The organism is Streptomyces sp. NPDC024555 (genome assembly GCF_055559335.1).
The window spans coordinates 1-24,246 of the sequence record NZ_JBVHKV010000012.1; the positions used below are offsets into that span (position 1 = coordinate 1).

Sequence of the window (24,246 nt, forward strand, 5' to 3'; positions counted from 1 at the left end):
GTTACCACCCCCCCGCCGCAAAACCATATATCCCTGCTGGTTCGGGTTTTTCACCGGTGGGCTCTTCCTAACTCAACCACCCGATACGGCCGCACGCCGTCGGCCGCGGCGTCCTCGGACGCCGCGGCCGACTGCACTGCACGGTTCTACGGGTGCGCTCAGCCCTGGTCGGCCTTGAGCGCCTCCATGGCCCGCTCGGTCACATCGGTGACCTTGCCGAGCGCGGAGATGGTGACCACCAGGTCCTGTGCCCGGTAGTAGTCGATGATCGGCTCGGTCTGCGTGTGGTAGACCTCCAGCCGGGTACGCACCGTCTCCTCGCTGTCGTCGTCGCGCTGGTACAGCTCGCCGCCGCAGGTGTCGCAGACACCCTCGGTCTTCGGCGGGTTGTACGTGGCGTGGAAGACGTGCGCGCTGTCGTTGCGGCAGATGCGGCGACCCGCGATCCGCTTCACGACCTCGTCCTCGGGGACCTCCAGGTCGAGCACGGCGTCCAGCTTCACGCCCTCGTCCTTGAGCATCACATCCAGAGCCTCGGCCTGACCCACGTTGCGCGGGAAGCCGTCGAGCAGGAAGCCGTTGACCGCGTCCGGCTGGGACATGCGGTCCTTGGCCATCCCGATCGTGACCTCGTCCGGCACCAACTGTCCCGCGTCCATGTAGGCGCGGGCCTGCTTGCCAAGGTCCGTGCCCTGGCTGATGTTGGCGCGGAAGAGGTCGCCCGTGGAGATGTGCGGAATCGACAGGTTCTTGGCAAGGTACGCGGCCTGCGTTCCCTTGCCGGCACCCGGCGGGCCGACGAGGACGATTCGCATCAGCGGAGGAACCCTTCGTAATTGCGCTGCTGGAGCTGACTCTCGATCTGCTTCACGGTTTCCAGACCCACACCCACGATGATGAGGATGCTCGTCCCGCCGAACGGGAAGTTCTGGTTGGCTCCACCGAAGCCTGCCAACGCCATCGTCGGCACAAGAGCGATCAGACCCAGATACAGCGAGCCCGGCCAAGTGATCCTGTTGAGCACGTAGCTCAGGTACTCGGCAGTAGGTCGACCTGCCCGGATACCCGGGATGAACCCACCATACTTCTTCATGTTGTCGGCGACTTCCTCGGGGTTGAACGAGATCGCCACATAGAAGAAGGCGAAGAACACGATCAACAGGAAGTACGTGGCGATGTAGTAGGGGTGGTCGCCCTTGACGAAGTTGTCCTTGATCCAGGTCGCCCAGCCCGCGTTGGAGTTGGAGAACTGAACGATCAGGGCCGGGATGTAGAGCAGCGAAGAAGCGAAGATGACGGGGATCACACCCGCCTGGTTCACCTTCAGCGGGATGTAGGTGGACGTGCCACCGTACGACCTGCGGCCGATCATGCGCTTCGCGTACTGCACCGGGATGCGGCGCTGGGCCTGCTCGACGAAGACGACGAGGCCCACCATCACGAATCCGATGAGGATGACCGTGCCGAACTCGATCCAGCCGTCCGCGAGCTTGCCGCTCGTCTTGATGGCCCACAGGGCGCCCGGGAAGCTGGCGGCGATCGAGATGAACATCAGGATCGACATGCCGTTGCCGATGCCGCGGTCGGTGATGAGCTCACCGAGCCACATGACGGCGGCGGTGCCGGCGGTCATCGTGACGACCATCACGATGGTCGTGAACAGCGACTGGTTCGGAACGATCTGGTCGGCGACCGGGCAGCCGCTGAAGAGCGCACCGCTGCGGGCGGTGGCCACCAGGCCGGTGCCCTGGAGGATGGCGAGCGCGACCGTCAGATAACGCGTGTACTGCGTGATCTTGGCCTGGCCGGACTGGCCCTCCTTCTTGAGCGCCTCAAGTCGCGGGATGACCACGGTGAGCAGCTGAAGGATGATGCTGGCGGTGATGTACGGCATGATGCCGAGCGCGAAGATCGTGATCTGCAGCAGTGCACCACCGCTGAACATGTTCACCAGGCCGAACAGGCTGTTGTTGCCCTTGCTTGCCTGGTCAACACAGGTCTGAACGTTCTCGTAGCTCACGCCCGGTACGGGGATGTGCGCCCCGAGCCGGTAGAGCACGATGATGCCGAGCGTGAAGAGCAGCTTCTTGCGCAGGTCGGGCGTCTTGAACGCCCGGGCGAACGCGGTGAGCACGGTGCCTCCTGCGACCCCCGCGCAATGCGTAGAGGTGACGGTCTTGAGGATCGACGAATGAGTGACAGCCAAAGGCCCCTGAACGCACGCGCCCAGGGGTTACCACAGCAACGGACGCCACCTTACCGGCGTACATGCCCCCCTAGGAACGACCAACCGGGGATGCCCCATATGAGAGGGCATCCCCGGTCGGATGTTCAGGCCACCGAATGGTCCGAGTTGTCTCAGACGAGCTCGGTGACGGTGCCGCCGGCGGCGGCAATCTTCTCCTTGGCGGAGCCGGAGACGGCATCGACCGTCACCGTCAGCGCCACGGAGATCTCGCCCTGTCCGAGGACCTTGACGAGGTGGTTGTTGCGCACCGCGCCCTTGGCGACCAGGTCGGCCACCGTGACCTCTCCACCCTCGGGGTAGAGCGTCGCGAGCTTGTCCAGGTTCACGACCTGGTACTCGGTGCGGAACGGGTTCTTGAAGCCCTTGAGCTTCGGGAGACGCATGTGGAGGGGCATCTGGCCACCCTCGAAGCGCTCCGGAACCTGGTAACGGGCCTTGGTGCCCTTGGTACCACGACCAGCGGTCTTACCCTTGGACGCCTCACCACGGCCCACACGGGTCTTGGCGGTCTTGGCACCCGGGGCAGGCCGGAGGTCATGGGCCTTCAGCGGCTTGTTCTCCGCCATGTCAGTCGACCTCCTCAACCGTCACGAGGTGGCGGACGGTGTGCACCATGCCGCGGAACTCGGGGCGGTCCTCCTTGACAACCGAGTCGTTCAGGCGCTTGAGCCCGAGCGAACGCAGGGTGTCGCGGTGGTTCTGCTTGCTGCCGATGTACGACTTCGTCTGCGTGATCTTGAGGCGAGCCATTACGCACCCGCTCCCGCACGCGCACGAAGCAGGGCCGCGGGGGCGACGTCCTCGAGGGGCAGACCGCGGCGGGCCGCGATCTCCTCGGGACGCTGCAGGCCCTGGAGGGCCGCCACGGTCGCGTGCACGATGTTGATCGGGTTCGAGGACCCGAGCGACTTCGACAGGATGTCGTGGACGCCGGCGCACTCCAGGACGGCGCGCACCGGGCCACCGGCGATCACACCGGTACCGGGGGAAGCCGGCTTGAGCAGGACGACGCCCGCGGCCTTCTCACCCTGGATCGGGTGAGGGATGGTGCCCTGGATGCGCGGGACCTTGAAGAAGTTCTTCTTGGCCTCTTCCACGCCCTTGGCGATGGCCGCGGGAACTTCCTTGGCCTTGCCGTAACCGACACCGACGGTGCCGTCACCATCGCCCACCACGACCAGCGCGGTGAAGCTGAAGCGACGACCACCCTTCACAACCTTGGCGACACGGTTGATCGCGACGACGCGCTCGACGTACGCGGTCTTCTCGGCGGCAGCAGCGCCGCCGTCACGGCCCTTCCGGTCCCGCCGCTCGCCGCCACCGGCACCGCTTCCGCGGCGCTGGGGTCCAGCCATTGGATTTACCTCTCTCTGTTACGTCCGCTGTGCGTAGGAACCGGGGCTAGAACTTCAGCCCGGCTTCACGGGCGGCGTCAGCCAGAGCGGCAATCCGCCCGGCGTACTGGTTACCACCGCGGTCAAACACGACGGCCTCGACGCCTGCGGCCTTGGCACGCTCGGCGACCAGGGCGCCGACCTGCTTGGCCTGGCTGCTCTTGTCGCCCTCGCCACCACGGATGGAGACGTCCAGGGTCGACGCCGACGCGAGCGTGTGGCCCGCGATGTCGTCGATGACCTGAGCCACCATGTGGCGGTTGGACCGCGTCACGACCAAGCGCGGACGCTCCGGCGAACCGGAGATGTGCTTGCGGACACGGATGTGGCGACGCTTGCGGGCGGCACGCTTGTAGGCGTCGCCCTTGGCGATCTTCACGCCGTATGCCATGGCTACTTACCAGCCTTTCCGACCTTGCGGCGGATGACCTCGCCGGCGTACTTGACGCCCTTGGCCTTGTACGGGTCAGGCTTCCGCAGCTTGCGGATCTTGGCCGCGGTCTCGCCGACCTTCTGCTTGTCGATGCCCTCGACGGTGAACTTCGTGGGGGACTCCACCTTGAAGGTGATGCCCTCCGGGGCCTCGATCAGGATCGGGTGGCTGTAGCCCAGGGCGAACTCCAGGTTGGAGCCCTTCGCCTGGACGCGGTAACCGACACCGCTGATCTCGAGCGCCTTGATGTATCCCTGGGTCACACCGGTGATCATGTTCGCCACCAGCGTGCGGGACAGGCCGTGAAGGGCCTTGTTCTGACGCTCGTCGTTCGGGCGGACGACGTTCAGGACGCCGTCCTCACCCTTGGTGACCTCGATGGGCGCGGCCACGGTGTGCGTGAGGGTGCCCTTGGGACCCTTCACCGCGACCGTGCGGCCCTCGATGGTGACGTCCACACCGGCGGGAACCTGGATGGGGAGCTTGCCGATACGCGACATGAGCTATTCCTCCGTTCCCGACTACCAGACGTAGGCGAGGACTTCCCCACCTACGCCCTTCTTCTGAGCCTGCTGGCCGGTCAGGAGACCGTGGGACGTGGAGATGATCGCCACGCCCAGGCCGCCGAGGACCTTCGGCAGGTTGGTGGACTTTGCGTACACACGCAGACCCGGCTTCGAGATGCGCTTGATGCCGGCGATCGAGCGCTCGCGGTTCGGGCCGAACTTCAGCTCGAGGACGAGGTTCTTGCCGACCTCGGCGTCCTCGACCTTCCAGCCGGTGATGAAGCCCTCCTGCTGGAGGATCTCCGCGATGTGCGACTTGATCTTGCTGTGCGGCATCACGACGGAGTCGTGGTACGCCGAGTTCGCGTTACGCAGACGCGTGAGCATGTCTGCGATCGGATCAGTCATGGTCATGAATTGGCCTTCGGCCTCTCTCGCCGGGGTTTCCTGTATGCGCCATCCCTCTCCCCACTCAGAGGCGGGACGGGTGCGGCGCGGGGACCTACGGCGTAGTAAGTCGGTCTTGGGCGGCAGGCGCCCAACCCTGCAAGCCTACGGCATGCGGGGCCGGGCTCCTGCCGACCAGATGCTTACCGAGAGTCTCCGGTGATTCCCAACGCCCAAAGGGCGAAGGAGAATTACCAGGAGCTCTTGGTCACGCCCGGCAGCTCGCCGCGGTGAGCCATCTCACGAAGGCACACACGGCACAGGCCGAACTTGCGGTAGACGGAGTGGGGCCGGCCGCAGCGCTGGCAGCGGGTGTACCCGCGGACGCCGAACTTCGGCTTGCGGGCGGCCTTAGCGATCAGAGCCTTCTTCGCCACGGTCAGTTCTCCTTGAACGGGAAGCCGAGGTGACGAAGAAGGGCACGACCCTCGTCGTCGTTGGTCGCCGTGGTGACCACGGTGATGTCCATGCCCCGGACCCGGTCGATCTTGTCCTGGTCGATCTCGTGGAACATGACCTGCTCCGTGAGACCGAAGGTGTAGTTGCCACGGCCGTCGAACTGCTTCGGCGACAGGCCGCGGAAGTCACGGATACGCGGAAGCGCGAGCGACAGCGTACGGTCCAGGAACTCCCACATGCGGTCACCGCGGAGGGTGACGTGGCAGCCGATCGGCTGCCCCTCGCGCAGCTTGAACTGCGCGATCGACTTGCGGGCCTTGGTGACGGCCGGCTTCTGACCGGTGATCGTGGTGAGGTCGCGCACGGCGCCGTCGATCAGCTTGGAGTCGCGGGCGGCGTCGCCCACACCCATGTTGACCACGATCTTGACCAGACCGGGGATCTGCATGACGTTCTCGTAGGAGAACTCCTCACGCAGCTTGCCGGCGATTTCCTCGCGGTAGCGCGTCTTGAGACGCGGCGCAGTGGTGGTAGTCATCAGATGTCCTCACCGGTGCGCTTGGCAACGCGGATCTTGTTGCCCTCGTCGTCAAAGCGGTAGCCGACGCGAGTGACGACCTTCTTGCCGTCCTTCTCGACAACCAGCTGCACGTTGCTGACGTGGACGGGCGCCTCGGTCGTCACAATGCCACCGGTCTGCGAACCGCGAGCGGTCTGACCGGCCTTGGTGTGCTTCTTGACCCGGTTGACACCCTCGACGAGGACGCGGTCCTGAGCGGGGTAGGCCACGATGACCTTGCCCTGCTTGCCCTTGTCCTTGCCGGTGATGACCTGAACCAGGTCGCCCTTCTTGATCTTCATGCTTACAGCACCTCCGGCGCGAGCGAGATGATCTTCATGAACTTCTTCTCGCGCAGCTCACGGCCGACCGGGCCGAAGATACGGGTGCCGCGGGGGTCGCCGTCGTTCTTCAGAATGACGGCGGCGTTCTCGTCGAAGCGGATGTACGAGCCATCCTGACGACGACGCTCCTTGACGGTGCGAACGATGACGGCCTTGACGACGTCACCCTTCTTCACGTTGCCACCGGGGATCGCGTCCTTGACGGTGGCGACGATGACGTCACCGATGCCCGCGTAGCGGCGACCCGAGCCACCGAGAACACGGATGGTGAGAATTTCCTTCGCACCCGTGTTGTCGGCGACGCGCAGTCGCGACTCCTGCTGGATCACGTCTATCTCCTGATCGTCTGCCGGTTCCCGGCGGGGAGCCCCGTAAGCGTGTTACGAGGCTCCCGCGCCGAGCCTGGCGGAACTGACCTGAGGGAAACCCCTCAGGAAATTACTTGGCCTTCTCGAGGATCTCGACGATGCGCCACCGCTTCGTGGCGGACAGCGGCCGGGTCTCCATCAGGAGGACGCGGTCGCCGACGCCGGCGGCGTTCTGCTCGTCGTGGGCCTTGAGCTTGTTCGTACGGCGGATGACCTTGCCGTACAGCGCGTGCTTGACGCGGTCCTCGACGGCGACGACGACGGTCTTGTCCATCTTGTCGCTGACGACGAGGCCCTCGCGGGTCTTGCGGAAGCCGCGCTCGGTCTTGGTCTCAGTCACAGTGTTCTCGCTCATCAGACGCTCTCCACCGTCTCGATGCCGAGCTCGCGCTCACGCATCAGGGTGTAGATCCGGGCGATGTCCTTACGGACGGACTTGAGCCGACCGTGGTTCTCGAGCTGCCCGGTCGCCGCCTGGAAGCGGAGGTTGAACAGCTCTTCCTTGGCCTCGCGGAGCTTGTTGAGGAGCTCCTCGTTGCCCAGCTCGCGCAGCTCGGACGCCTTGGTACCGGCCGACATCACGCTTCACCTGCCTCGCGCTTGACGATCCGGCACTTCATCGGCAGCTTGTGGGCCGCACGGGTCAGCGCCTCACGGGCGATCTTCTCGTTGGGGTACGACAGCTCGAACATGACGCGTCCGGGCTTGACGTTGGCGATCCACCACTCCGGGGAACCCTTACCGGAACCCATGCGGGTCTCGGCGGGCTTCTTGGTGAGGGGACGGTCCGGGTAGATGTTGATCCAGACCTTGCCGCCACGCTTGATGTGACGGGTCATCGCGATACGAGCGGACTCGATCTGACGGTTCGTCACGTACGCCGGGGTCAGCGCCTGGATGCCGTACTCGCCGAACGCAACCTGCGTGCCACCCTTGGACATACCGCTGCGCTTCGGGTGGTGCTGCTTGCGGTGCTTGACCCTACGGGGGATCAGCATTTCGGTCAGGCCTCCGTTCCGGTGCTCTCAGCAGCCGGAGCAGCGGCGGACGCCTCGGCCTTGGGGGCCTCGGCGGCCGGAGCCGACTGCTGCGGCTTGCGGCCGCGACCGCCACGCTCGCCACCGCGGCCACCGCGGCCGGCCGGACGGTCAGCGCCGCCACGGGCCGGGCGGTTGCCCGCACGGGCAGCAGCGTTCTCGGCGCGGACCTCGGCGATGTTCTTGACGTCGCCCTTGTAGATCCAGACCTTCACACCGATGCGGCCGAAGGTCGTCTTGGCCTCGAAGAAGCCGTAGTCCACGTTCGCGCGGAGGGTGTGCAGGGGCACACGGCCCTCGCGGTAGAACTCCGAGCGGGACATCTCGGCGCCGCCGAGGCGGCCACCGCACTGGATCTTGATGCCCTTGGCGCCGGCCTTCATCGAGCTCTGCATGCTCTTGCGCATGGCCCGACGGAAGGAGACGCGGGAGGAGAGCTGCTCGGCGACGGCCTGGGCCACCAGCTGAGCGTCCACCTCGGGGTTCTTGACCTCGAGGATGTTCAGCTGGACCTGCTTGCCGGTCAGCTTCTCCAGCTCGCCGCGGATGCGGTCGGCCTCGGCGCCGCGGCGGCCGATGACGATGCCCGGACGCGCGGTGTGGATGTCAACGCGGACGCGGTCGCGGGTGCGCTCGATCTCCACCTTGGAGATGCCGGCCCGCTCCATGCCCTTCGTCATCATGCGACGAATGGCGACGTCTTCCTTGACGTAGTCCTTGTACAGCTTGTCGGCGTACCAACGGGACTTGAAGTCCGTGGTAATGCCGAGCCGGAACCCGTGCGGGTTTACCTTCTGGCCCATTACCGGGTTCCTTCCTTGCTGCTGACGACCACGGTGATGTGGCTGGTCCGCTTACGGATCCGGTAGGCACGGCCCTGGGCACGCGGACGGAACCGCTTCAGGGTCGGGCCCTCGTCCACGTACGCCTCGCTGATGACCAGCGAAGAGGCGTCGGTGTGGTCGTAGTTGTGTGCAGCGTTGGCGATGGCGCTGTCCAGCACCTTGCCAACCGGCACGCTCGCGGCCTGCGGGGCGAAACGCAGGACCGCCTGAGCCTCCGTGGCATCCATGCCACGGATGAGGTCCACCACGCGGCGGGCCTTCATGGGCGTGACGCGGATGTACCGCGCCTGGGCCCTGGCTTCCATGGTTGTCCCTTCGGTGTAAGTCATAGTCGTTCCACTCCGCGGTTAGCGGCGCTTCGACTTCCGGTCGTCCTTGACGTGGCCGCGGAAGGTGCGAGTCGGCGAGAACTCGCCGAGCTTGTGGCCGACCATCGACTCGGTGACGAACACCGGGACGTGGATCTTGCCGTTGTGCACCGCGATGGTGTGACCCAGCATGGCCGGGACGATCATCGAGCGACGGGACCAGGTCTTGATGACGTTCTTGGTGCCTGCCTCGTTCTGAACTTCCACCTTCTTGATGAGGTGGCCGTCGACGAAGGGCCCCTTCTTGAGACTGCGCGGCATCTAAACCCGCTCCTAGCGCTTCTTGTTCGTCTTGCGGCGGCGGACGATGTACTTGTTCGACGCCTTCTTGGGCGAACGAGTACGACCTTCCTTCTTACCCCACGGCGAAACCGGGTGACGGCCACCGGAGGTCTTGCCCTCACCACCACCGTGCGGGTGGTCGACCGGGTTCATGACGACACCACGGACGGTCGGGCGGACGCCCTTCCAGCGCATGCGGCCGGCCTTGCCCCAGTTGATGTTCGACTGCTCGGCGTTGCCGACCTCGCCGATGGTGGCGCGGCAGCGGGCGTCGACCAGGCGGATCTCACCCGACGGCATACGAAGGTGGGCCATGGTGCCCTCCTTCGCCAGCAGCTGCACGGAGGCACCCGCGGAGCGGGCGAACTTCGCGCCGCCGCCGGGCCGCAGCTCGATGGCGTGGATGGTCGTACCGACCGGGATGTTGCGCAGAGCCAGGTTGTTGCCGGGCTTGATGTCGGCGGCCGGGCCGTTCTCGACACGGTCGCCCTGCACCAGACCACGCGGGGCGATGATGTAGCGCTTCTCGCCGTCCGCGTAGTGCAGGAGCGCGATGCGCGCGGTGCGGTTGGGGTCGTACTCGATGTGCGCGACCTTGGCCGGCACGCCGTCCTTGTCGTGACGACGGAAGTCGATCACGCGGTAGGCGCGCTTGTGGCCACCACCCTGGTGGCGAACGGTCACACGACCGGTGTTGTTACGGCCGCCCTTGCTGTGCAGGGGGCGGACCAGCGACTTCTCCGGCGTGGACCGCGTGATCTCGACAAAGTCGGCGACGCTGGAGCCACGACGGCCCGGGGTCGTCGGCTTGTACTTGCGGATACCCATTTCTCAGTCCTCGTCCGATTCCGGACGACTCGGCCTCACTAGGAGGTCGGGCCGCCGAAGATGTCGATACGGTCGCCCTCAGCGAGGGTCACGATGGCGCGCTTGGTGTCAGCGCGCTTGCCGAAACCGGTCCGGGTGCGCTTGCGCTTGCCCTGACGGTTGATCGTGTTGACCCCGGTGACCTTGACCGAGAAGACCGCTTCCACGGCCTGCTTGATCTGGGTCTTGTTGGAGCCGGGCGCGACGATGAACGTGTACTTGTTCTCGTCGAGCAGCGCGTAGCTCTTCTCCGAGACAACCGGCTTGACGAGAACGTCGCGCGGGTCGGAGTAGGTCTTGCTGGTAACGGTCGCCTCGCTCATCAGGCGTCGCTCCCTTCGGTCTCAGCGGTCTGGGGGCCAGACACGAAGGACTCGAAGGCGGCCTGGGTGAAGACCACGTCGTCAGAGACGATCACGTCGTACGTGTTCAGCTGGCCCGGCTCCAGGATGTGCACCTGGGGCAGGTTGCGTGCGGAGAGCCACGCGGCCTCGTCGGCGCGGTCGACGACCAGGAGCAGGTTCTTGCGCTCCGAGATCTTGCCGAGCAGCGTCTTGGCGGCCTTCGTGGAGATCCCACCCTCGACCACGCCGGTGACGACGTGGATGCGGGAGTGACGCGCCCGGTCGGAGAGGGCACCGCGCAGGGCGGCGGCCTTCATCTTCTTGGGGGTGCGCTGCGAGTAGTCACGCGGCTGCGGGCCGTGGACGACGCCACCGCCGACGAACTGCGGAGCGCGGGTCGAGCCCTGACGCGCGCGGCCGGTGCCCTTCTGGCGGTACGGCTTGCGCCCACCACCACGGACCTCGCCGCGGGTCTTGGTCTTGTGCGTGCCCTGACGGGCAGCTGCCAGCTGGGCGACGACGACCTGGTGGATCAGCGGAACGCTGGTCTTCGCGTCGAAGATCTCCGCGGGGAGCTCGACGGTACCGGCCTTGTCGCCTGCCGGCGAAAGGATGTCAATGGTGCTCATTACCTCAAGCCCCCTTGGCCGCGGTACGGACCAGGACGAGGCCGCCGTTCGGACCGGGGACCGCGCCCTTGATGAGCAGCAGACCCTTCTCCGCGTCAACCGCGTGGATGGTCAGGTTCTGGGTGGTGACGCGCTCGTTACCCATCCGACCGGCCATGCGCATGCCCTTGAAGACACGCCCAGGGGTGGCGCAGCCACCGATCGAACCGGGGGAACGGTGCTTGCGCTGGACGCCGTGGCCGGCGCCGAGGCCCCTGAAGTTGTGACGCTTCATGACACCGGCGAAGCCCTTGCCCTTGCTCTTGCCGGTGACGTCGACCTTCACACCGGACTCGAACACCTGGGCGGTGATCTCCTGGCCGAGCGTGTACTCGGAGGCGTCCGGGGTGCGGATCTCCACCAGGTGGCGGCGCGGGGTGACGTCGGCCTTGGCGAAGTGGCCCTTGAGGGGCTTGTTCACCTTGCGCGGGTCGATCTCGCCGAAGGCGATCTGGACCGACTCGTAGCCGTCGCTGTCGTTGGTGCGGACCTGGGTGACGACGCAGGGCCCGGCCTTGACGACGGTCACCGGGACGACCCGGTTGTTCTCGTCCCAGACCTGGGTCATGCCGAGCTTCTCGCCCAGGACGCCCTTAATGTTCTTAGCCATCTCGCGCGTCACCTCAGAGCTTGATCTCGATGTCGACGCCCGCCGGCAGGTCGAGACGCATCAGCGAGTCAACCGTCTTCGGCGTGGGGTCGAGGATGTCGATGAGGCGCTTGTGCGTGCGCATCTCGAAGTGCTCGCGCGAGTCCTTGTACTTGTGCGGCGACTTGATGACGCAGTACACGTTCTTCTCAGTGGGCAGCGGCACCGGGCCCGCGACCGACGCACCAGTGCGGGTCACCGTCTCGACGATCTTCTTCGCCGAGGAGTCGATGACCTCGTGGTCGTAGGCCTTGAGCCGGATGCGGATCTTCTGTCCCGCCATGGCTACTAGTAGTCCTGTCTCTCGTTTAACGCTCTGGGACCCGGTGTTCTGACAACTCCGCCTCCGACCCACGCGGTCGGGCGTGTCGCATCCCCTCTACGAAGATCTCCCGAAGGATTTCCCAACCAAGGGGGTGCGGGCCCAGGTCCGCGGTGCCGGGGGTGAAACCCACCGGGCGCCTGGCCGGTGCCACACATACGCTTCCCGAAAGATTCCCGTACGTCCGGCCCCAGGGGCCGACGAGTACTGTGGGACTCGCTTCCGGTCCTCCCGGCGGGAGGCGCGCAGCATTGACACTCAACCGAGCAACCTGGCTAGTGTGCCATACGGGCACTGAGCCTGGCCAATCGGGCCGAGGATCTTACCCCGGCCGCCCGCCGCGTCAAACGCGGCCACGCCCCCACGGCGCTTCCGGCCCCTGCCGCACCTGGGAAAACCGGTCGAACGGGACGTACGAACGCCCCTACAGTGACCCGCCGGAACGGCGACTCACGGGGGCACGAATCATGCGTACGCACTATCCGCGGACACCCCATCTGCCCTGGTCTCCCGGGGCCACGTCGGACGACGTGCGCATGACGGACCTGGCGCTGCTCGCCGGTACCGAGGTCGTCGTGACCGAGAAGCTGGACGGCGAGAACACCACCCTGTACGCGGACGGACTGCACGCCCGCTCCCTCGACTCCGCGCACCATCCCTCCCGGGCCCGGGTCAAGGCGCTCCAGAGCGGCATCGGCCCCCGTATCCCCGAGGGGTGGCGGATCTGCGGGGAGAACGTGTTCGCCCGCCACTCGATCGCGTACGAGGACCTGGCGGCCCACTTCTACGGCTTCTCCGTCTGGGACGGCGACCGGTGCCTGGGGTGGGACCGGACCGCGGACTTCCTGCGCGGGCTCGGCGTCCCGGTGCCTCCGGTGCTGTGGCGCGGCGTGTTCGACGCGAAGGCGCTGCGCGCGCTGAGACTGGACACCGGGCGTCAGGAGGGGTACGTCGTGCGGCCGGCGGCGTCGTTCCCGGCGGCCCTGTTCGGGCGGGTCGTCGGCAAGTGGGTGCGGCCGCACCACGTGACGACGGGCACCCACTGGATGCACTCCGAGGTCGTGGAGAACGGACTCGGCCCGGCCGCCCCGCTCTGGGCCGTCCGCTCCGGTGCCCCCGTCGACCCCGCGGCGCTGGCGGCCGCCACCGCTCCCGGCCGGGGCGACACCGGGGCCGCCCTGGCCGCCGCCGACGCGCTCGACGCGCTGGGCCGCACCGGCGACGACCGGCTCGCCGGCGTCCTCGCCGCCCTCCACCACGGCACCCGCCGCGCCGCCCTCGCCCCGCTGCTGGCCCCCGCCCTCGGCCTGCCGCAGGCCCGCCGCGTCGCCGACCTCGTCGGACTGGCCCCCACGCTGCACCGCCCCTACCCGGACGGGGAGCGGCGCGCCGGGCTCGCCCGGATGGCGCTCGCCGCCGACCTGCCCATGCTGCACGCGGTGGCCGGGGCGCTGGCGGACTCCCCCGAGGCGCGGGAGCAGGTCGAGTGGTCGGCCCTGCACGCGGAGGAGGTGCGGGCACCGGACGGGCTGGCCGGGGCGTTCGCCGGGCTGGACGCGGAGGCCGCCGCGCGCTGCCTGGCGCAGGCCCGGGAGGCGTACGCGGCCGGGCGCGTCTCCACCGCCGAGGAGGCGGTCGCCGCGACCTGGCGGTGGCGGTCCGGGGAGTTCCCGCGCCTGGTCCAGCTGGCCGGTCCCTCGGGCAGCGGCAAGAGCACGTTCGGCCGGGGGCTGCCGGGGGTCGCGACGTACGTCTCGCTGGACGGTCTGCGCGAGGCCCGGGGCTCGCGCGCCGACCAGGGGGCCAACGGGGAGGTGCTGCGCGAGGGGCTGCGCCGGCTCGACGACGCGCTGGTGCCGGGCGCCACCGTGGTCTGGGACGCCACCTCGCTCAACGCGCACCAGCGCTCCCTGGTCCACGCCGTCGCCCACCGCAGGGACGCGCTGCTCACCCACGCGGTGGCGTGGATCGGCGAGGAGGAGCTGACCGCGCGCAACCGCCGGCGCGCGCATCCGGTGCCCCCGGAGGTCCTCGCCTCCCAGCTGCACCGCTTCGTCCCCCCGTACCCCGGCCAGGCGCACCGCACCTGGTACATCGGCAGCAGCGGAACCGTGGAGGACCGGGCCTGATGCGTACAAGTGAGCAGCTCTACCACCAGGTCCGCTGGGACGCCCGCTTCGATCCTGCGCGCTTCGTGCTGGGGGTCGCCCAGCGCGGCCGGGAGCCCAAGCGGATCCGGCTCGACCACTTCACCCCGGGCGGCGACATCCCGTGGCACCGGGTGCTGTTCGTCGAGGCGGACGGCGAGCTGGTCTGGGACCGGGCCACGGGCACCGACCGGATCGACACGACCGGCGCGGGCCGCATCCGCACCCCGCGCGCGCTCCCCGCCCCGTACTTCGTCTCCCGTACGCCGCACGCCTTCTCCCCGGCCACGGGCACCTGGGAGCCGGTGCCCCAGGGCGCCCCGCCCCCCGCCGCCCCCTCGGCCCCCGGGCTGACGGTCCTGACCTGGAACACCCTCTGGGACCGCTACGACGCCGACCGCATCGACACGGCCCGGCGTCGTCCTCTGCTGCTGGACGCCCTGCGCGCGGCGGACGCGGACGTGATCGCGCTCCAGGAGGCGGAGCCGGCGCTGCTCGCGCTCGTCCTGGCCGATGACTGGGTGCGAAAGAACTACAGCGTCGCGACGGAACCGTCTCGTCGTGACGTGGCCGACCACGGACTGCTGCTGCTCAGCCGGCTCCCCGTGCGCGAGGCGGGGGTGCACGCGCTCGGTCCGCACAAGGCCGTGAGCGCCGCCGTCGTCGAGACGGCGGACGGCCCCGTCACCGTGGCCGTCACCCACCTCAGCAGCGACCACTCCCCCGACGGCGCCGCCCGCCGCGACGGCGAACTCGCCGATCTGGCGTCGGGCCTGGCCGGAGTGGAGGGAGAACTGGTGCTGGTGGGCGACTTCAACGACGGCGGCGACCATCCGCAGACCCGGCTGGCGATGACGGACGCGTGGAGCGAGGTGCGCGGCCCCGCCGACACCACCCCCACCTTCGACCCGTCCGTGAACCCCCTGGCGGCGGTCTCCTCCCTCTCCGGACGCGTTTCCCGGCTGGACCGCGTTCTGCTCCGCACCCGCCGGCTGCGCCCCCGGTCCGCCACGCTCACCGGCGACACCCCCGGCCCCGGCGGGCTGTACGTCTCCGACCACTACGGGGTACGGGTCGAGCTGGCCCCGCCCTCCGCGCGGGCCGACGAGATCGCGGACGGGGTCGCGGCGGCGCTCCCCGGGGCAGGGGCGCACGCCGGGACGGACCGCGCGGCGGAGGAGGCGGCCGCCCGTGTGACCGCCGCGCTCCCCGGGGCGCGCGTCCACGTCGTCGGCTCGCGCCGTATGGGCTGCGCCGTGCCCGGCGCCGATCTGGACCTGGTGGCCGCGCTGCCCGGCGCCCCCGATCCGGCGGGGGTGCGCGCCCGGCTGGCGGAGGCCTTCCCGGAGGCGCGGGACCTGGCCGAGGTGACGGGTGCCCGCGTCCCCGGTCTGCGCTGGTCGGTGGACGGGCTCCGGATCGATCTCGTCACCGTGGCGACCGGTTCCCTCGCCCCCGCCGACGCGGTGGACCGCCGCGCCGATCTGGGCGGGGCGGCGGCCGTGGCGCTGAGCGCGGTGAGCGACGCCGAGGCGGTCCTCGCGGCGGCGGACCCGCACCGGGCCGCGTTCGCCGGGCTCGCCCGGGACGTCAAGGCCTGGGCGGCCGCGCGGGGGCTCGACGCCGCGCCGTGCGGCGGTCTGCCGGGCCTCGCCTGGACGGTCCTGGCCGCCCGCACCGCGCACGAGGGGGGCGGCCTGCGCGACTTCTTCGCGACCTGGGCCGCGTGGGACTGGCGCGACCCGGTGGGCGAGGGTCCGGCGACCGGCGACCCCGTCACGGTGTACACCCCGACTCCCCCCGTCCGCTCCTGCACCACCCAGGTCTCCCCGGCCGGCCGCGACCTGCTCACGGCGGAGCTGTTCCGGGCCTGGGAGATCCTGGAGGCCGCCGGGGACGGCGCCGGTCCCCGTACGGACCTGTGCGCGCCCCCGCGCCTCGCCGCCGCGCATCCGTCCTGGGCCCTCGCCTCCGTACCCTCCGGCGGCCGGGACGAGGGCCGGCTGCGGGGCCGGCTGCTGGCGCTGACCGCCGCGCTCGACGGGGCGGGCGCCCCCGACGTCCGCGTCTGGCCGCGCCCGGTCCGGGCCGGCGGCCGCACGGGATACGCGATCGGGCTGGGCGCGACCCCGCCGGACGCCGTACGGCTGGCCGAGATCGGGGCCCAGGTGCTGCGCGGGGTCCGGGACGCGTCGCTGGCACCGGCCCAGGCCCCGGCCGCGTCGCCCGCGGCCGGGTGGGAGTGACAGACTCCCGCCCATGCGTGTACGTACCACTCAGGACTGGGCGCTGCGCCCGGCCACCCCGGACGACCTGGAAGCCATCGTCGAGCTGCGGGCCGTCGTGATGCGGCCCGATCTGGTCCGCCTCGGCCGTTTCGACGAGGACCGGGTGCGCCGGAGGATGCGCGACTCGTACGTCCCCGAGCACACCTCGGTGATCGTCGTCGACGGGCGCTTCGCCGGCAGTGTGACGGTGCGGCCGGACGGGGACGGCCGGTGCCTGGAGAGCTTCTTCCTCGACGCGGGCCTGCACGGGCGGGGCATCGGCTCGGGCGTACTGGACACCCTGCTGGCCCGTACCGACGCGGACGGGCTGACCGTCCGGCTCAATGTCCTCCAGGGCAGCGCGGCCCGGCGGCTGTACGAGCGGCACGGCTTCGTCCTGGAGCGGGAGGACCCGGTGGACGTGTTCATGGTGCGCCACCCCCGGCCGGCGGCGGTCCGAGCGAACGGCGAAGGGCCCCGCCCCACCGCGTGAACGGTGGGACGGGGCCCTTCTCGGTGCTCTGTGCGGAGCAACCAGGTCAGACGAACAAGTGATTACTTGTTGATCTTGGTGACCTGGCCGGCGCCCACGGTCCGGCCACCCTCACGGATGGCGAACTTCAGGCCCTCCTCCATGGCGACCGGCTGGATCAGCGCGACCGACATGACGGTGTTGTCGCCCGGCATGACCATCTCGGTGCCCTCGGGGAGGGTCACGACGCCGGTCACGTCCGTGGTACGGAAGTAGAACTGCGGGCGGTAGTTGTTGAAGAACGGGGTGTGACGGCCACCCTCGTCCTTCGACAGGATGTAGGCCTGGGCCTCGAACTCGGTGTGCGGCGTGACCGAACCGGGCTTGATGATGACCTGGCCGCGCTCGACGTCCTCGCGCTTGATGCCACGGAGGAGCAGACCGACGTTCTCACCGGCCTGGCCCTCGTCGAGCAGCTTGCGGAACATCTCGATGCCGGTGACCGTGGTGGTGGTCTTCTCGTTCTTGATACCGACGATGTCGACGGTCTCGTTGACCTTGAGGACACCACGCTCGATGCGGCCGGTGACGACGGTGCCACGACCGGTGATCGTGAAGACGTCCTCGATCGGCATCAGGAACGGCTTGTCGACGTCGCGCTCGGGCTGCGGGATGGACTCGTCCACGGCCTTCATCAGCTCGAGGACGGTGTTGCCCCACTCCTTGTCGCCCTCGAGGGCCTTGAGCGCCGAGACCTTGACGACCGGCAGGTCGTCGCCCGGGAACTCGTACTCGGAGAGCAGCTCGCGGACCTCGAGCTCGACGAGCTCCAGGATCTCCTCGTCGTCCACCATGTCGGCCTTGTTCAGGGCGACGACGATGTACGGAACGCCGACCTGGCGGGCCAGGAGCACGTGCTCCTTGGTCTGCGGCATCGGGCCGTCGGTGGCGGCGACCACGAGGATGGCGCCGTCCATCTGCGCGGCACCGGTGATCATGTTCTTGATGTAGTCCGCGTGACCCGGGCAGTCGACGTGCGCGTAGTGACGCGACTCCGTCTGGTACTCGACGTGCGCGATCGAGATGGTGATACCGCGCTGGCGCTCCTCGGGAGCCTTGTCGATCTGGTCGAAGGCCGAGGCCTCGTTCAGGTCCGGGTACGCGTCGTGCAGCACCTTGGTAATGGCGGCCGTGAGGGTCGTCTTACCGTGGTCGATGTGACCGATGGTGCCGATGTTGACGTGCGGCTTAGTCCGCTCGAACTTCGCCTTCGCCACTGGGTCCTCCTGTGGAGTGGTTCTGTACGCCTTGCTTCATCGGCGCCAGGGTGATCTTTGCTGGGATGCCGGGGCCCGGGGGCATTCTCCGCAGAACTTCCGCTCTGCGACGAATGCCCCACGGGGCTCCGGTGACAAGCCTAAAGCGTGAGCTCGGGAGAGTTACTCGCCCTTGGCCTTCGCGATGATCTCCTCGGCGACGTTCCGCGGAACCTCGGCGTAGGAGTCGAACTGCATCGAGTAGCTTGCGCGACCCGAGGTCTTGCTGCGGAGGTCTCCGACGTAGCCGAACATCTCCGAGAGGGGCACGAGGCCCTTCACGACGCGAGCGCCGCTGCGCTCCTCCATGGCCTGGATCTGGCCACGGCGGGAGTTGAGGTCGCCGATGACATCGCCCATGTAGTCCTCGGGCGTGGTGACCTCGACGGCCATCATCGGCTCCAGGAGCACGGGGGACGCCTTGCGGGCACCCTCCTTGAACGCCTGCGAACCGGCGATCTTGAAGGCGAGCTCCGAGGAGTCGACCTCGTGGTAGCCACCGTCGAGAAGGGTGACGCGGACGCCCACCATCTCGTAGCCGGCCAGGATGCCGAACTGCATGGCTTCCTGCGCACCCGCGTCCACCGAGGGGATGTACTCCCGGGGGATGCGGCCACCGGTGACCTTGTTGACGAACTCGTAGGACGCGTCGCCGCCCTCGATGGGCTCGATGGCGATCTGCACCTTCGCGAACTGGCCGGTACCACCAGTCTGCTTCTTGTGCGTGTAGTCGATGCGCTCGACGGCCTTGCGGATCGTCTCGCGGTACGCGACCTGCGGCTTGCCGACGTTCGCCTCGACGCGGAACTCGCGCTTCATGCGGTCGACGAGCACCTCGAGGTGAAGCTCGCCCATACCACCGATGATGGTCTGGCCGGTCTCCTCGTCGGAGTGCACCTGGAAGGACGGGTCCTCCTCGGAGAGGCGCTGGATGGCGACACCCAGCTTCTCCTGGTCACCCTTGGACTTGGGCTCGATCGCGACCTGGATGACCGGCGCCGGGAAGTCCATGGACTCCAGGATGACCGGGTTCTTGTCGTCGCACAGCGTCTCACCGGTGGTGGTCTGCTTCAGGCCCATGACGGCGATGATGTCGCCGGCGCCCACCGAGTCGATCTCCTCACGCTTGTTCGCGTGCATGCGGTAGATCTTGCCGATGCGCTCCTTCTTGCCCTTGACGGAGTTCAGCACCGCGGTGCCGGCGTCCAGGCGACCGGAGTAGATCCGGACGAAGGTGAGCTTGCCGAGGTGCGGGTCGCTCGCGATCTTGAACGCCAGAGCCGACAGCGGCTCGTCGTCCGAGGGCTTGCGCTTGATGACGCTCTCGGGGTCCTTGGGGTCGTGGCCCTCGATGGCCTCGACGTCCAGGGGGGAGGGCAGGTAGCGCACGACCGCGTCGAGCAGAGGCTGGACGCCCTTGTTCTTGAACGCGGTGCCACAGAACACCGGGGTGACGGTGACGGAGTCGGCGCCGCCCTTGGAGGCCAGGGTGATCCGGCGGATCGCCTCGTGCAGCTGCTCCTCGGTGGGCTCGGTGCCCTCCAGGTACAGCTCCATCATGGCGTCGTCGTTCTCGGCGACGGCCTCGAGGAGCTTGCCGCGCCACTCGTCGGCCGCCTCCTGGAGGTTCTCCGGGATGTCGACGATGTTGTACATCTCGCCCTTGGCGGCCTCTTCGGGGTACACGAAGGCCTTCATCGACACGAGGTCGACGACGCCCGTGAAGTCGGCCTCGGCACCGATCGGCAGCTGCATCACGATCGGGGTGGCGCCGAGGCGGTCCACGATCATGCTGACGCAGCGCAGGAAGTCGGCACCGGTGCGGTCGAGCTTGTTGACGAAGCAGATACGCGGAACGCCGTAGCGGTCCGCCTGACGCCACACGGTCTCGGACTGCGGCTCGACGCCCGCCACACCGTCGAACACGGTGACGGCGCCGTCGAGGACGCGGAGCGAACGCTCCACCTCGACGGTGAAGTCGACGTGACCCGGGGTGTCGATGATGTTGATGGTGTGGTCAACATCGTTGAGCGGCCAGTGGCAGGTCGTCGCGGCCGACGTGATCGTGATGCCGCGCTCCTGCTCCTGCTCCATCCAGTCCATCGTGGCAGCGCCGTCGTGGACTTCACCGATCTTGTACGAAACGCCGGTGTAGAAGAGGATCCGCTCAGTGGTGGTCGTCTTGCCCGCGTCGATGTGGGCCATGATCCCAATGTTGCGGACCTTGGCCAGGTCAAGCGAAGTGGTGGCCATAAGGCTCAATCTTCTCTCGGTCTCGATGGGGTGAGCGACTACCAGCGGTAGTGCGCGAAGGCCTTGTTGGACTCGGCCATCTTGTGGGTGTCCTCGCGCTTCTTGACGGCAGCGCCAAGACCGTTGGAGGCGTCGAGCAGCTCGTTCATGAGGCGCTCGGTCATCGTCTTCTCACGACGGGCGCGGGAGTAACCCACGATCCAGCGCAGCGAGAGGGTGGCGGCACGACCGGGCTTGACCTCGATCGGCACCTGGTAGGTGGCGCCACCGACACGGCGGGACTTGACCTCGAGCGACGGCTTGACGTTCTCGAGCGCGCGCTTCAGCGTGATGACCGGGTCGGCGCCCGTCTTCTCACGGAGGCCTTCCATGGCGCCGTAGACGATGCGCTCGGCGGTGGAGCGCTTGCCGTCCAGGAGGATCTTGTTGATCAGCGAGGTGACAAGAGGAGAGCTGTAGACCGGGTCGATGATGACCGGGCGCTTCGGGGCGGGGCCCTTACGAGGCATTCTTACTTCTCCTTCTTGGCGCCGTAGCGGCTGCGGGCCTGCTTGCGGTTCTTGACACCCTGGGTGTCGAGCGAGCCGCGGATGATCTTGTAACGAACACCCGGCAGGTCCTTCACACGGCCACCACGCACGAGCACGATGGAGTGCTCCTGCAGGTTGTGTCCCTCACCCGGGATGTAGGCCGTGACCTCGATACCGGAGGTCAGACGCACACGCGCGACCTTCCGGAGCGCCGAGTTCGGCTTCTTCGGGGTGGTCGTGAACACACGCGTGCAGACGCCGCGGCGCTGGGGCGAACCCTCGAGTGCGGGCGTCTTGTTCTTCTCGACCTTGTCCTGCCGGCCCTTCCGGACCAGCTGCTGAATCGTAGGCACTACTTCTCCGGTTTCTGTGTGCCGTCGGTGAAACTAACCTGGAACGCCACCGACCCACGCGGTCGGGTGTGTCGGATGCTGCGGGCCACTCCCCGGGAGCAGTGGAAGCACAGATCGCGGTGGCCAGTAACGGACTCGCCGTGCGGTTGAGGACACGCACACGAGCCCAGGCACACCCCAGGCACAAGGTCTGAGCGTACCTACCTCACCGAGCTGGGTCAAAACAAATGGTGTCCAGCCCGGGAGCGGCGCCCCGTCCCCGGGGCGGCCGTACCGAATCCCCATTATCCAGGTCCCCCCGGGGGCACCGCTGCTAGTTTTCGGGACCATGCGCCCGGACGAGCACCTCACTTCCGATGTGTCACTGGCCGGCTTCGTCCTGGACACGGCGAACATCGTCCTGGAGACCGCGCTGGGAGGCTCGCGCAGGGCCGACCTCGGCCGGCTGACCGCCCTCCTCGACGGGCTCGCCGTCTTCTCCGGCGACCCCTCCGTCACGGTGTACGCGGTGACCGACGCCTCGCTGCTCCGCAGTGGGCTGCTCACCCGGGCCGAGCGCGCCACGCTGGCCGGCTGGGCCGCCGCCGGGCTCCTGGAGGTGCTGGACGACGCGGACGGCCGCATCGTCGAGATCCTGGAGGCCGCCCCGGTCCGCGCCGTCACCCGGGACAACTTCGCCGGTCTGCACCGCACCCGCTCCTGGATCCCCGGCAACACCGACCGCTTCCTCACCCCGTACCTCACCCCCGACGGCCGCGTCGCCGTACGCCCCCGCATCGTCCCCGTCAAACCGGACGCCCAGCTGTCCCGGAAGGAGGAGGAGGACGAACTGAAGGGGAACGCCATGCTGACCCGCGACGACGGCCGGCGCGTCCCCAGGGAGGACCTCCTCCAGCGGTACTGGCGCTGCCCCGACCCGGCCTGCGTCCTGTTCGGGAGCCGGGCGCCCGGCTCCGGACAGGCCTGCCCCCGCCGCCGGAACGGTGAGGTCCGCTGCCCCACCCACGACGTCCCGCTCACCGATCTCGGCCCCCGGCCCTTCCAGACGCAGATCAAGGTGCGTGTCGACGGTGACGTCGTCCACAAGTTCCTGGTCGTGGAGGGGACGCCGGTGACCGTGGGGCGCTCCTCCCAGCAGGGCGGCGTCTCGCTGCTGCCCTGGCTGAGCGAGGCCGCCCGGCTGGCCATCAGCCGGGACCACGTACGGCTCCTGTTCGAGGAGCGGGTGCTGACCGTGACCAATCTGGGCCGCACCGGCATCCGCGTGCTGACCGCACCCGACCGCGAGCCGGCCGAGCTGCGCGGCGAGCGCTCCCGGCGGCTGCGCCCCGGACACGCGGTGCTGCTGCACGACACCGTGCGCCTGGAGCAGAGCGGGCGCAACTACGTCTTCGAGGCGGACGGCTGGACCCCCGACTCCGAGACCCGGCGCGCGGTCGCGCGGGACGGGCAGCAGCCCACCGCCCTGGCCGGGCCCCCGCCGTCCCCGGGACGCGGCGGGCGCCGCCGGCGCGGCAAGGGGCGCGGCCGCAGGTGATCGGCACACTGCTGGGTGGGCACTTCCGGCTGGTCCGGGAGCTGGGCAGGGGCGGGCAGGGCCGCGTCTTCGAAGCCTGGGACGAGAACCTGGAGCGCGCCGTCGCGGTCAAACTGCTCACCGCCCCGGACGGTTCCGGGGGCAGGACCGCGGGCCTGCGCCGCTTCGACCGGGAGGCCCTGGCCACCGCGCGGCTCGGCCATCCGCACATCGTGGTGCTGCATCTGCGGGGCGAGCACGAGGGTGTCCCGTACATGGTGATGGAGTACGTCGGCGGGGGCAGCCTCGCCGAACGGCTGGCGGCCGCGCCCCACGGTCTGGCGGTGGACGAGGTGGCGGTCTGGGGCGCGCAGACGGCGTCGGCGCTGGGCGCGGCCCACGGCCAGGGGCTCGCCCACCGGGACATCAAGCCGTCGAACCTGCTGCTCACGCCGTGGGGTGCGGCCAAGGTCTGCGATTTCGGTCTGGTGACCCGGCTGCGGGTGCAGGACTCGGGGATCACCGCCCGGGGGACGCTGCTGGGCACACCCGGCTATCTCTCGCCGGAGCAGGCCCTCGGTGCCGCGGGGGACGGCGCCTCGGACGTGTACTCACTGGGTCTGACGCTGTACGCGCTGCTCGCGGGCGCCTCCCCGCAGGCCGCCGCCGACGCGGAGTCGGCACGGCGCCGGGCGCTGGGCCCGCCTCCCCCGCCGGTCGTCCACTGGCGGCCGGACGTGCCGGCCGGTCTGTCGTCGCTGCTGGCCGCGATGCTGGAGCGGGAGCCGGCCGACCGGCCCACGGCGGGGGAGGCGGAGGCGGCCCTGTCCGCCCCCGGTGCCGCCCGCCGCGCGGTGCCGGGACCGCCGGCCGCGCGTACCCCCGGGGCCCCGGCCCGACCGGTCCCGGACGCCGACGCGCTCGCCCGGGAGGCGGAGCTGGCCACGGGTGAGGCGGGGCCCGGCGGCCCGGAGGGCGGGGGCTCGCCCGGGGGCCCGGTCGGGGCGGCGGACCCGTTGGCCGAGGAGTGCTGGCCCCTGCTGGAGGAGGCCGAGGGCCTGTGGGAGCGGGGTGAACTGGAAGCGGCCGAGCGGGCGTTCGCGCGGCTGTCGGCGGACCTGTCCCACCGCTCCGCCCAGGACCATCCGGCCTTTCTGGCGGCGCTGTTCGGCCGGGTGCGCACCCTGGCCGCGCGCGGGCGCCGGATCACCGCGGCCAAGCGCCTCGCCCGGCTGGTCCCGCAGGTCCGCGCCGCCCTGCCCGGACAGCATCCGCTGCGGCGGGCCGTGGACCGCTACCGCGTCTGACGGGC

General features: G+C 69.0%; 32 protein-coding genes. 5 read left to right on the plus strand and 27 right to left on the minus strand.

The genetic code is table 11. The annotated features are described in order from the left end of the window. Positions 1-158: 158 nt before the first annotated feature. The 23 genes from ACZ4FH_RS21255 to rpsJ form a co-directional block, all read right to left on the minus strand. Positions 159-815: an adenylate kinase gene (locus ACZ4FH_RS21255; RefSeq protein ID WP_467306573.1), complete on the minus strand. Its 657-nt coding sequence runs from the start codon at positions 813-815 to the stop codon at positions 159-161. After that, positions 815-2,134: a preprotein translocase subunit SecY gene (secY, locus tag ACZ4FH_RS21260; RefSeq protein WP_383639987.1), complete on the minus strand. Its 1,320-nt coding sequence runs from the start codon at positions 2,132-2,134 to the stop codon at positions 815-817. Before secY ends, ACZ4FH_RS21255 begins: the two co-directional genes overlap by 1 nt. Positions 2,135-2,358: 224 nt before the next feature. Then, the gene (rplO, locus tag ACZ4FH_RS21265) at positions 2,359-2,814 is read right to left on the minus strand and encodes a 50S ribosomal protein L15 (protein ID WP_383639990.1); all 456 of its coding nucleotides are present in this window, start codon (positions 2,812-2,814) and stop codon (positions 2,359-2,361) included. A gap of 1 nt (position 2,815) precedes the next feature. Continuing rightward, positions 2,816-2,998, minus strand: a complete 183-nt coding sequence (rpmD, locus tag ACZ4FH_RS21270; RefSeq protein WP_003966943.1) for a 50S ribosomal protein L30 — start codon at positions 2,996-2,998, stop codon at positions 2,816-2,818. Beyond that, a complete protein-coding gene (gene rpsE / locus ACZ4FH_RS21275) occupies positions 2,998-3,603 on the minus strand; it encodes a 30S ribosomal protein S5 (RefSeq protein ID WP_018101216.1) in 606 nt (201 codons plus the stop codon). Before rpsE ends, rpmD begins: the two co-directional genes overlap by 1 nt. Positions 3,604-3,649: 46 nt before the next feature. Further along, entirely contained in the window at positions 3,650-4,033 is a 384-nt protein-coding gene (rplR, locus tag ACZ4FH_RS21280) for a 50S ribosomal protein L18 (protein WP_111337428.1), read from the minus strand. Between the two features lie 2 nt (positions 4,034-4,035). Then, positions 4,036-4,575 carry a 50S ribosomal protein L6 gene (gene rplF / locus ACZ4FH_RS21285; protein ID WP_383639993.1) on the minus strand — a complete coding sequence of 180 codons (540 nt, stop codon included), beginning with the start codon at positions 4,573-4,575 and terminating at the stop codon, positions 4,036-4,038. Positions 4,576-4,596: 21 nt separating this feature from the next. Further along, positions 4,597-4,995, minus strand: a complete 399-nt coding sequence (gene rpsH / locus ACZ4FH_RS21290) for a 30S ribosomal protein S8 (protein WP_005313538.1) — start codon at positions 4,993-4,995, stop codon at positions 4,597-4,599. A gap of 224 nt (positions 4,996-5,219) precedes the next feature. Continuing rightward, a complete protein-coding gene (locus tag ACZ4FH_RS21295) occupies positions 5,220-5,405 on the minus strand; it encodes a type Z 30S ribosomal protein S14 (RefSeq protein WP_003948630.1) in 186 nt (61 codons plus the stop codon). Between the two features lie 2 nt (positions 5,406-5,407). Then, positions 5,408-5,965, minus strand: a complete 558-nt coding sequence (gene rplE / locus ACZ4FH_RS21300; protein WP_018550615.1) for a 50S ribosomal protein L5 — start codon at positions 5,963-5,965, stop codon at positions 5,408-5,410. Beyond that, positions 5,965-6,288 (minus strand): 50S ribosomal protein L24, encoded by a 324-nt coding sequence (gene rplX / locus ACZ4FH_RS21305; protein ID WP_111337423.1) that lies wholly within the window; start codon positions 6,286-6,288, stop codon positions 5,965-5,967. The genes rplE and rplX overlap by 1 nt, the downstream gene beginning before the upstream one ends. A gap of 2 nt (positions 6,289-6,290) precedes the next feature. Next, the gene (rplN, locus tag ACZ4FH_RS21310) at positions 6,291-6,659 is read right to left on the minus strand and encodes a 50S ribosomal protein L14 (protein ID WP_003966950.1); all 369 of its coding nucleotides are present in this window, start codon (positions 6,657-6,659) and stop codon (positions 6,291-6,293) included. 109 nt (positions 6,660-6,768) lie between these two features. Next, on the minus strand, positions 6,769-7,053 hold the full coding sequence (gene rpsQ, locus ACZ4FH_RS21315) for a 30S ribosomal protein S17 (protein ID WP_383639998.1): 285 nt from the start codon (positions 7,051-7,053) through the stop codon (positions 6,769-6,771). Next, entirely contained in the window at positions 7,053-7,277 is a 225-nt protein-coding gene (gene rpmC, locus ACZ4FH_RS21320; protein WP_014047786.1) for a 50S ribosomal protein L29, read from the minus strand. Before rpmC ends, rpsQ begins: the two co-directional genes overlap by 1 nt. Further along, entirely contained in the window at positions 7,277-7,696 is a 420-nt protein-coding gene (gene rplP / locus ACZ4FH_RS21325; protein WP_018101222.1) for a 50S ribosomal protein L16, read from the minus strand. Before rplP ends, rpmC begins: the two co-directional genes overlap by 1 nt. Before the next feature lie 5 nt (positions 7,697-7,701). Continuing rightward, the gene (gene rpsC / locus ACZ4FH_RS21330) at positions 7,702-8,538 is read right to left on the minus strand and encodes a 30S ribosomal protein S3 (RefSeq protein ID WP_148020233.1); all 837 of its coding nucleotides are present in this window, start codon (positions 8,536-8,538) and stop codon (positions 7,702-7,704) included. Then, positions 8,538-8,885 carry a 50S ribosomal protein L22 gene (gene rplV, locus ACZ4FH_RS21335; protein ID WP_004571827.1) on the minus strand — a complete coding sequence of 116 codons (348 nt, stop codon included), beginning with the start codon at positions 8,883-8,885 and terminating at the stop codon, positions 8,538-8,540. The genes rpsC and rplV overlap by 1 nt, the downstream gene beginning before the upstream one ends. Positions 8,886-8,927: 42 nt before the next feature. Continuing rightward, complete coding sequence (rpsS, locus tag ACZ4FH_RS21340) at positions 8,928-9,209, minus strand: 30S ribosomal protein S19 (protein WP_093540761.1); 282 nt, start codon at positions 9,207-9,209, stop codon at positions 8,928-8,930. Positions 9,210-9,221: 12 nt separating this feature from the next. Further along, complete coding sequence (gene rplB / locus ACZ4FH_RS21345) at positions 9,222-10,058, minus strand: 50S ribosomal protein L2 (RefSeq protein WP_383640002.1); 837 nt, start codon at positions 10,056-10,058, stop codon at positions 9,222-9,224. A gap of 38 nt (positions 10,059-10,096) precedes the next feature. After that, the gene (gene rplW / locus ACZ4FH_RS21350; RefSeq protein ID WP_003966958.1) at positions 10,097-10,420 is read right to left on the minus strand and encodes a 50S ribosomal protein L23; all 324 of its coding nucleotides are present in this window, start codon (positions 10,418-10,420) and stop codon (positions 10,097-10,099) included. Continuing rightward, a complete protein-coding gene (gene rplD, locus ACZ4FH_RS21355; RefSeq protein WP_383640005.1) occupies positions 10,420-11,070 on the minus strand; it encodes a 50S ribosomal protein L4 in 651 nt (216 codons plus the stop codon). Before rplD ends, rplW begins: the two co-directional genes overlap by 1 nt. Before the next feature lie 4 nt (positions 11,071-11,074). Next, positions 11,075-11,719, minus strand: coding sequence for a 50S ribosomal protein L3 (rplC, locus tag ACZ4FH_RS21360; RefSeq protein WP_383640009.1), 645 nt, complete (start codon positions 11,717-11,719; stop codon positions 11,075-11,077). 13 nt (positions 11,720-11,732) lie between these two features. Beyond that, on the minus strand, positions 11,733-12,041 hold the full coding sequence (gene rpsJ, locus ACZ4FH_RS21365) for a 30S ribosomal protein S10 (RefSeq protein ID WP_003948644.1): 309 nt from the start codon (positions 12,039-12,041) through the stop codon (positions 11,733-11,735). 506 nt (positions 12,042-12,547) lie between these two features. Here rpsJ and ACZ4FH_RS21370 point away from each other — a divergent pair. The 3 genes from ACZ4FH_RS21370 to ACZ4FH_RS21380 are packed head-to-tail and all read left to right on the plus strand — an operon-like array spanning position 12,548 to position 16,987. Beyond that, positions 12,548-14,209 (plus strand): RNA ligase family protein, encoded by a 1,662-nt coding sequence (locus ACZ4FH_RS21370; protein ID WP_467306577.1) that lies wholly within the window; start codon positions 12,548-12,550, stop codon positions 14,207-14,209. Next, positions 14,209-16,473, plus strand: coding sequence for an RNA repair domain-containing protein (locus ACZ4FH_RS21375; RefSeq protein WP_467306578.1), 2,265 nt, complete (start codon positions 14,209-14,211; stop codon positions 16,471-16,473). The genes ACZ4FH_RS21370 and ACZ4FH_RS21375 overlap by 1 nt, the downstream gene beginning before the upstream one ends. Positions 16,474-16,486: 13 nt before the next feature. Then, positions 16,487-16,987, plus strand: coding sequence for a GNAT family N-acetyltransferase (locus tag ACZ4FH_RS21380; RefSeq protein ID WP_467306580.1), 501 nt, complete (start codon positions 16,487-16,489; stop codon positions 16,985-16,987). A 62-nt stretch (positions 16,988-17,049) separates the two neighbouring features. On the opposite strand, the gene tuf is transcribed toward ACZ4FH_RS21380, so the two are convergent. The 4 genes from tuf to rpsL form a co-directional block, all read right to left on the minus strand. After that, the gene (gene tuf / locus ACZ4FH_RS21385) at positions 17,050-18,243 is read right to left on the minus strand and encodes an elongation factor Tu (RefSeq protein WP_383640021.1); all 1,194 of its coding nucleotides are present in this window, start codon (positions 18,241-18,243) and stop codon (positions 17,050-17,052) included. 162 nt (positions 18,244-18,405) lie between these two features. After that, positions 18,406-20,535: an elongation factor G gene (gene fusA, locus ACZ4FH_RS21390; RefSeq protein ID WP_467306582.1), complete on the minus strand. Its 2,130-nt coding sequence runs from the start codon at positions 20,533-20,535 to the stop codon at positions 18,406-18,408. Positions 20,536-20,573: 38 nt separating this feature from the next. Then, the gene (rpsG, locus tag ACZ4FH_RS21395) at positions 20,574-21,044 is read right to left on the minus strand and encodes a 30S ribosomal protein S7 (RefSeq protein ID WP_014154599.1); all 471 of its coding nucleotides are present in this window, start codon (positions 21,042-21,044) and stop codon (positions 20,574-20,576) included. A 2-nt stretch (positions 21,045-21,046) separates the two neighbouring features. Beyond that, a complete protein-coding gene (gene rpsL / locus ACZ4FH_RS21400) occupies positions 21,047-21,418 on the minus strand; it encodes a 30S ribosomal protein S12 (RefSeq protein WP_003948652.1) in 372 nt (123 codons plus the stop codon). A 328-nt stretch (positions 21,419-21,746) separates the two neighbouring features. Here rpsL and ACZ4FH_RS21405 point away from each other — a divergent pair, with 328 nt between their 5' ends. Both ACZ4FH_RS21405 and ACZ4FH_RS21410 read left to right on the plus strand, forming a co-directional pair. Next, positions 21,747-22,955, plus strand: coding sequence for an FHA domain-containing protein (locus ACZ4FH_RS21405; RefSeq protein WP_467306583.1), 1,209 nt, complete (start codon positions 21,747-21,749; stop codon positions 22,953-22,955). Further along, positions 22,952-24,241: a serine/threonine-protein kinase gene (locus ACZ4FH_RS21410; protein WP_467306584.1), complete on the plus strand. Its 1,290-nt coding sequence runs from the start codon at positions 22,952-22,954 to the stop codon at positions 24,239-24,241. Before ACZ4FH_RS21405 ends, ACZ4FH_RS21410 begins: the two co-directional genes overlap by 4 nt. The last annotated feature ends 5 nt before the right edge of the window (positions 24,242-24,246 follow it).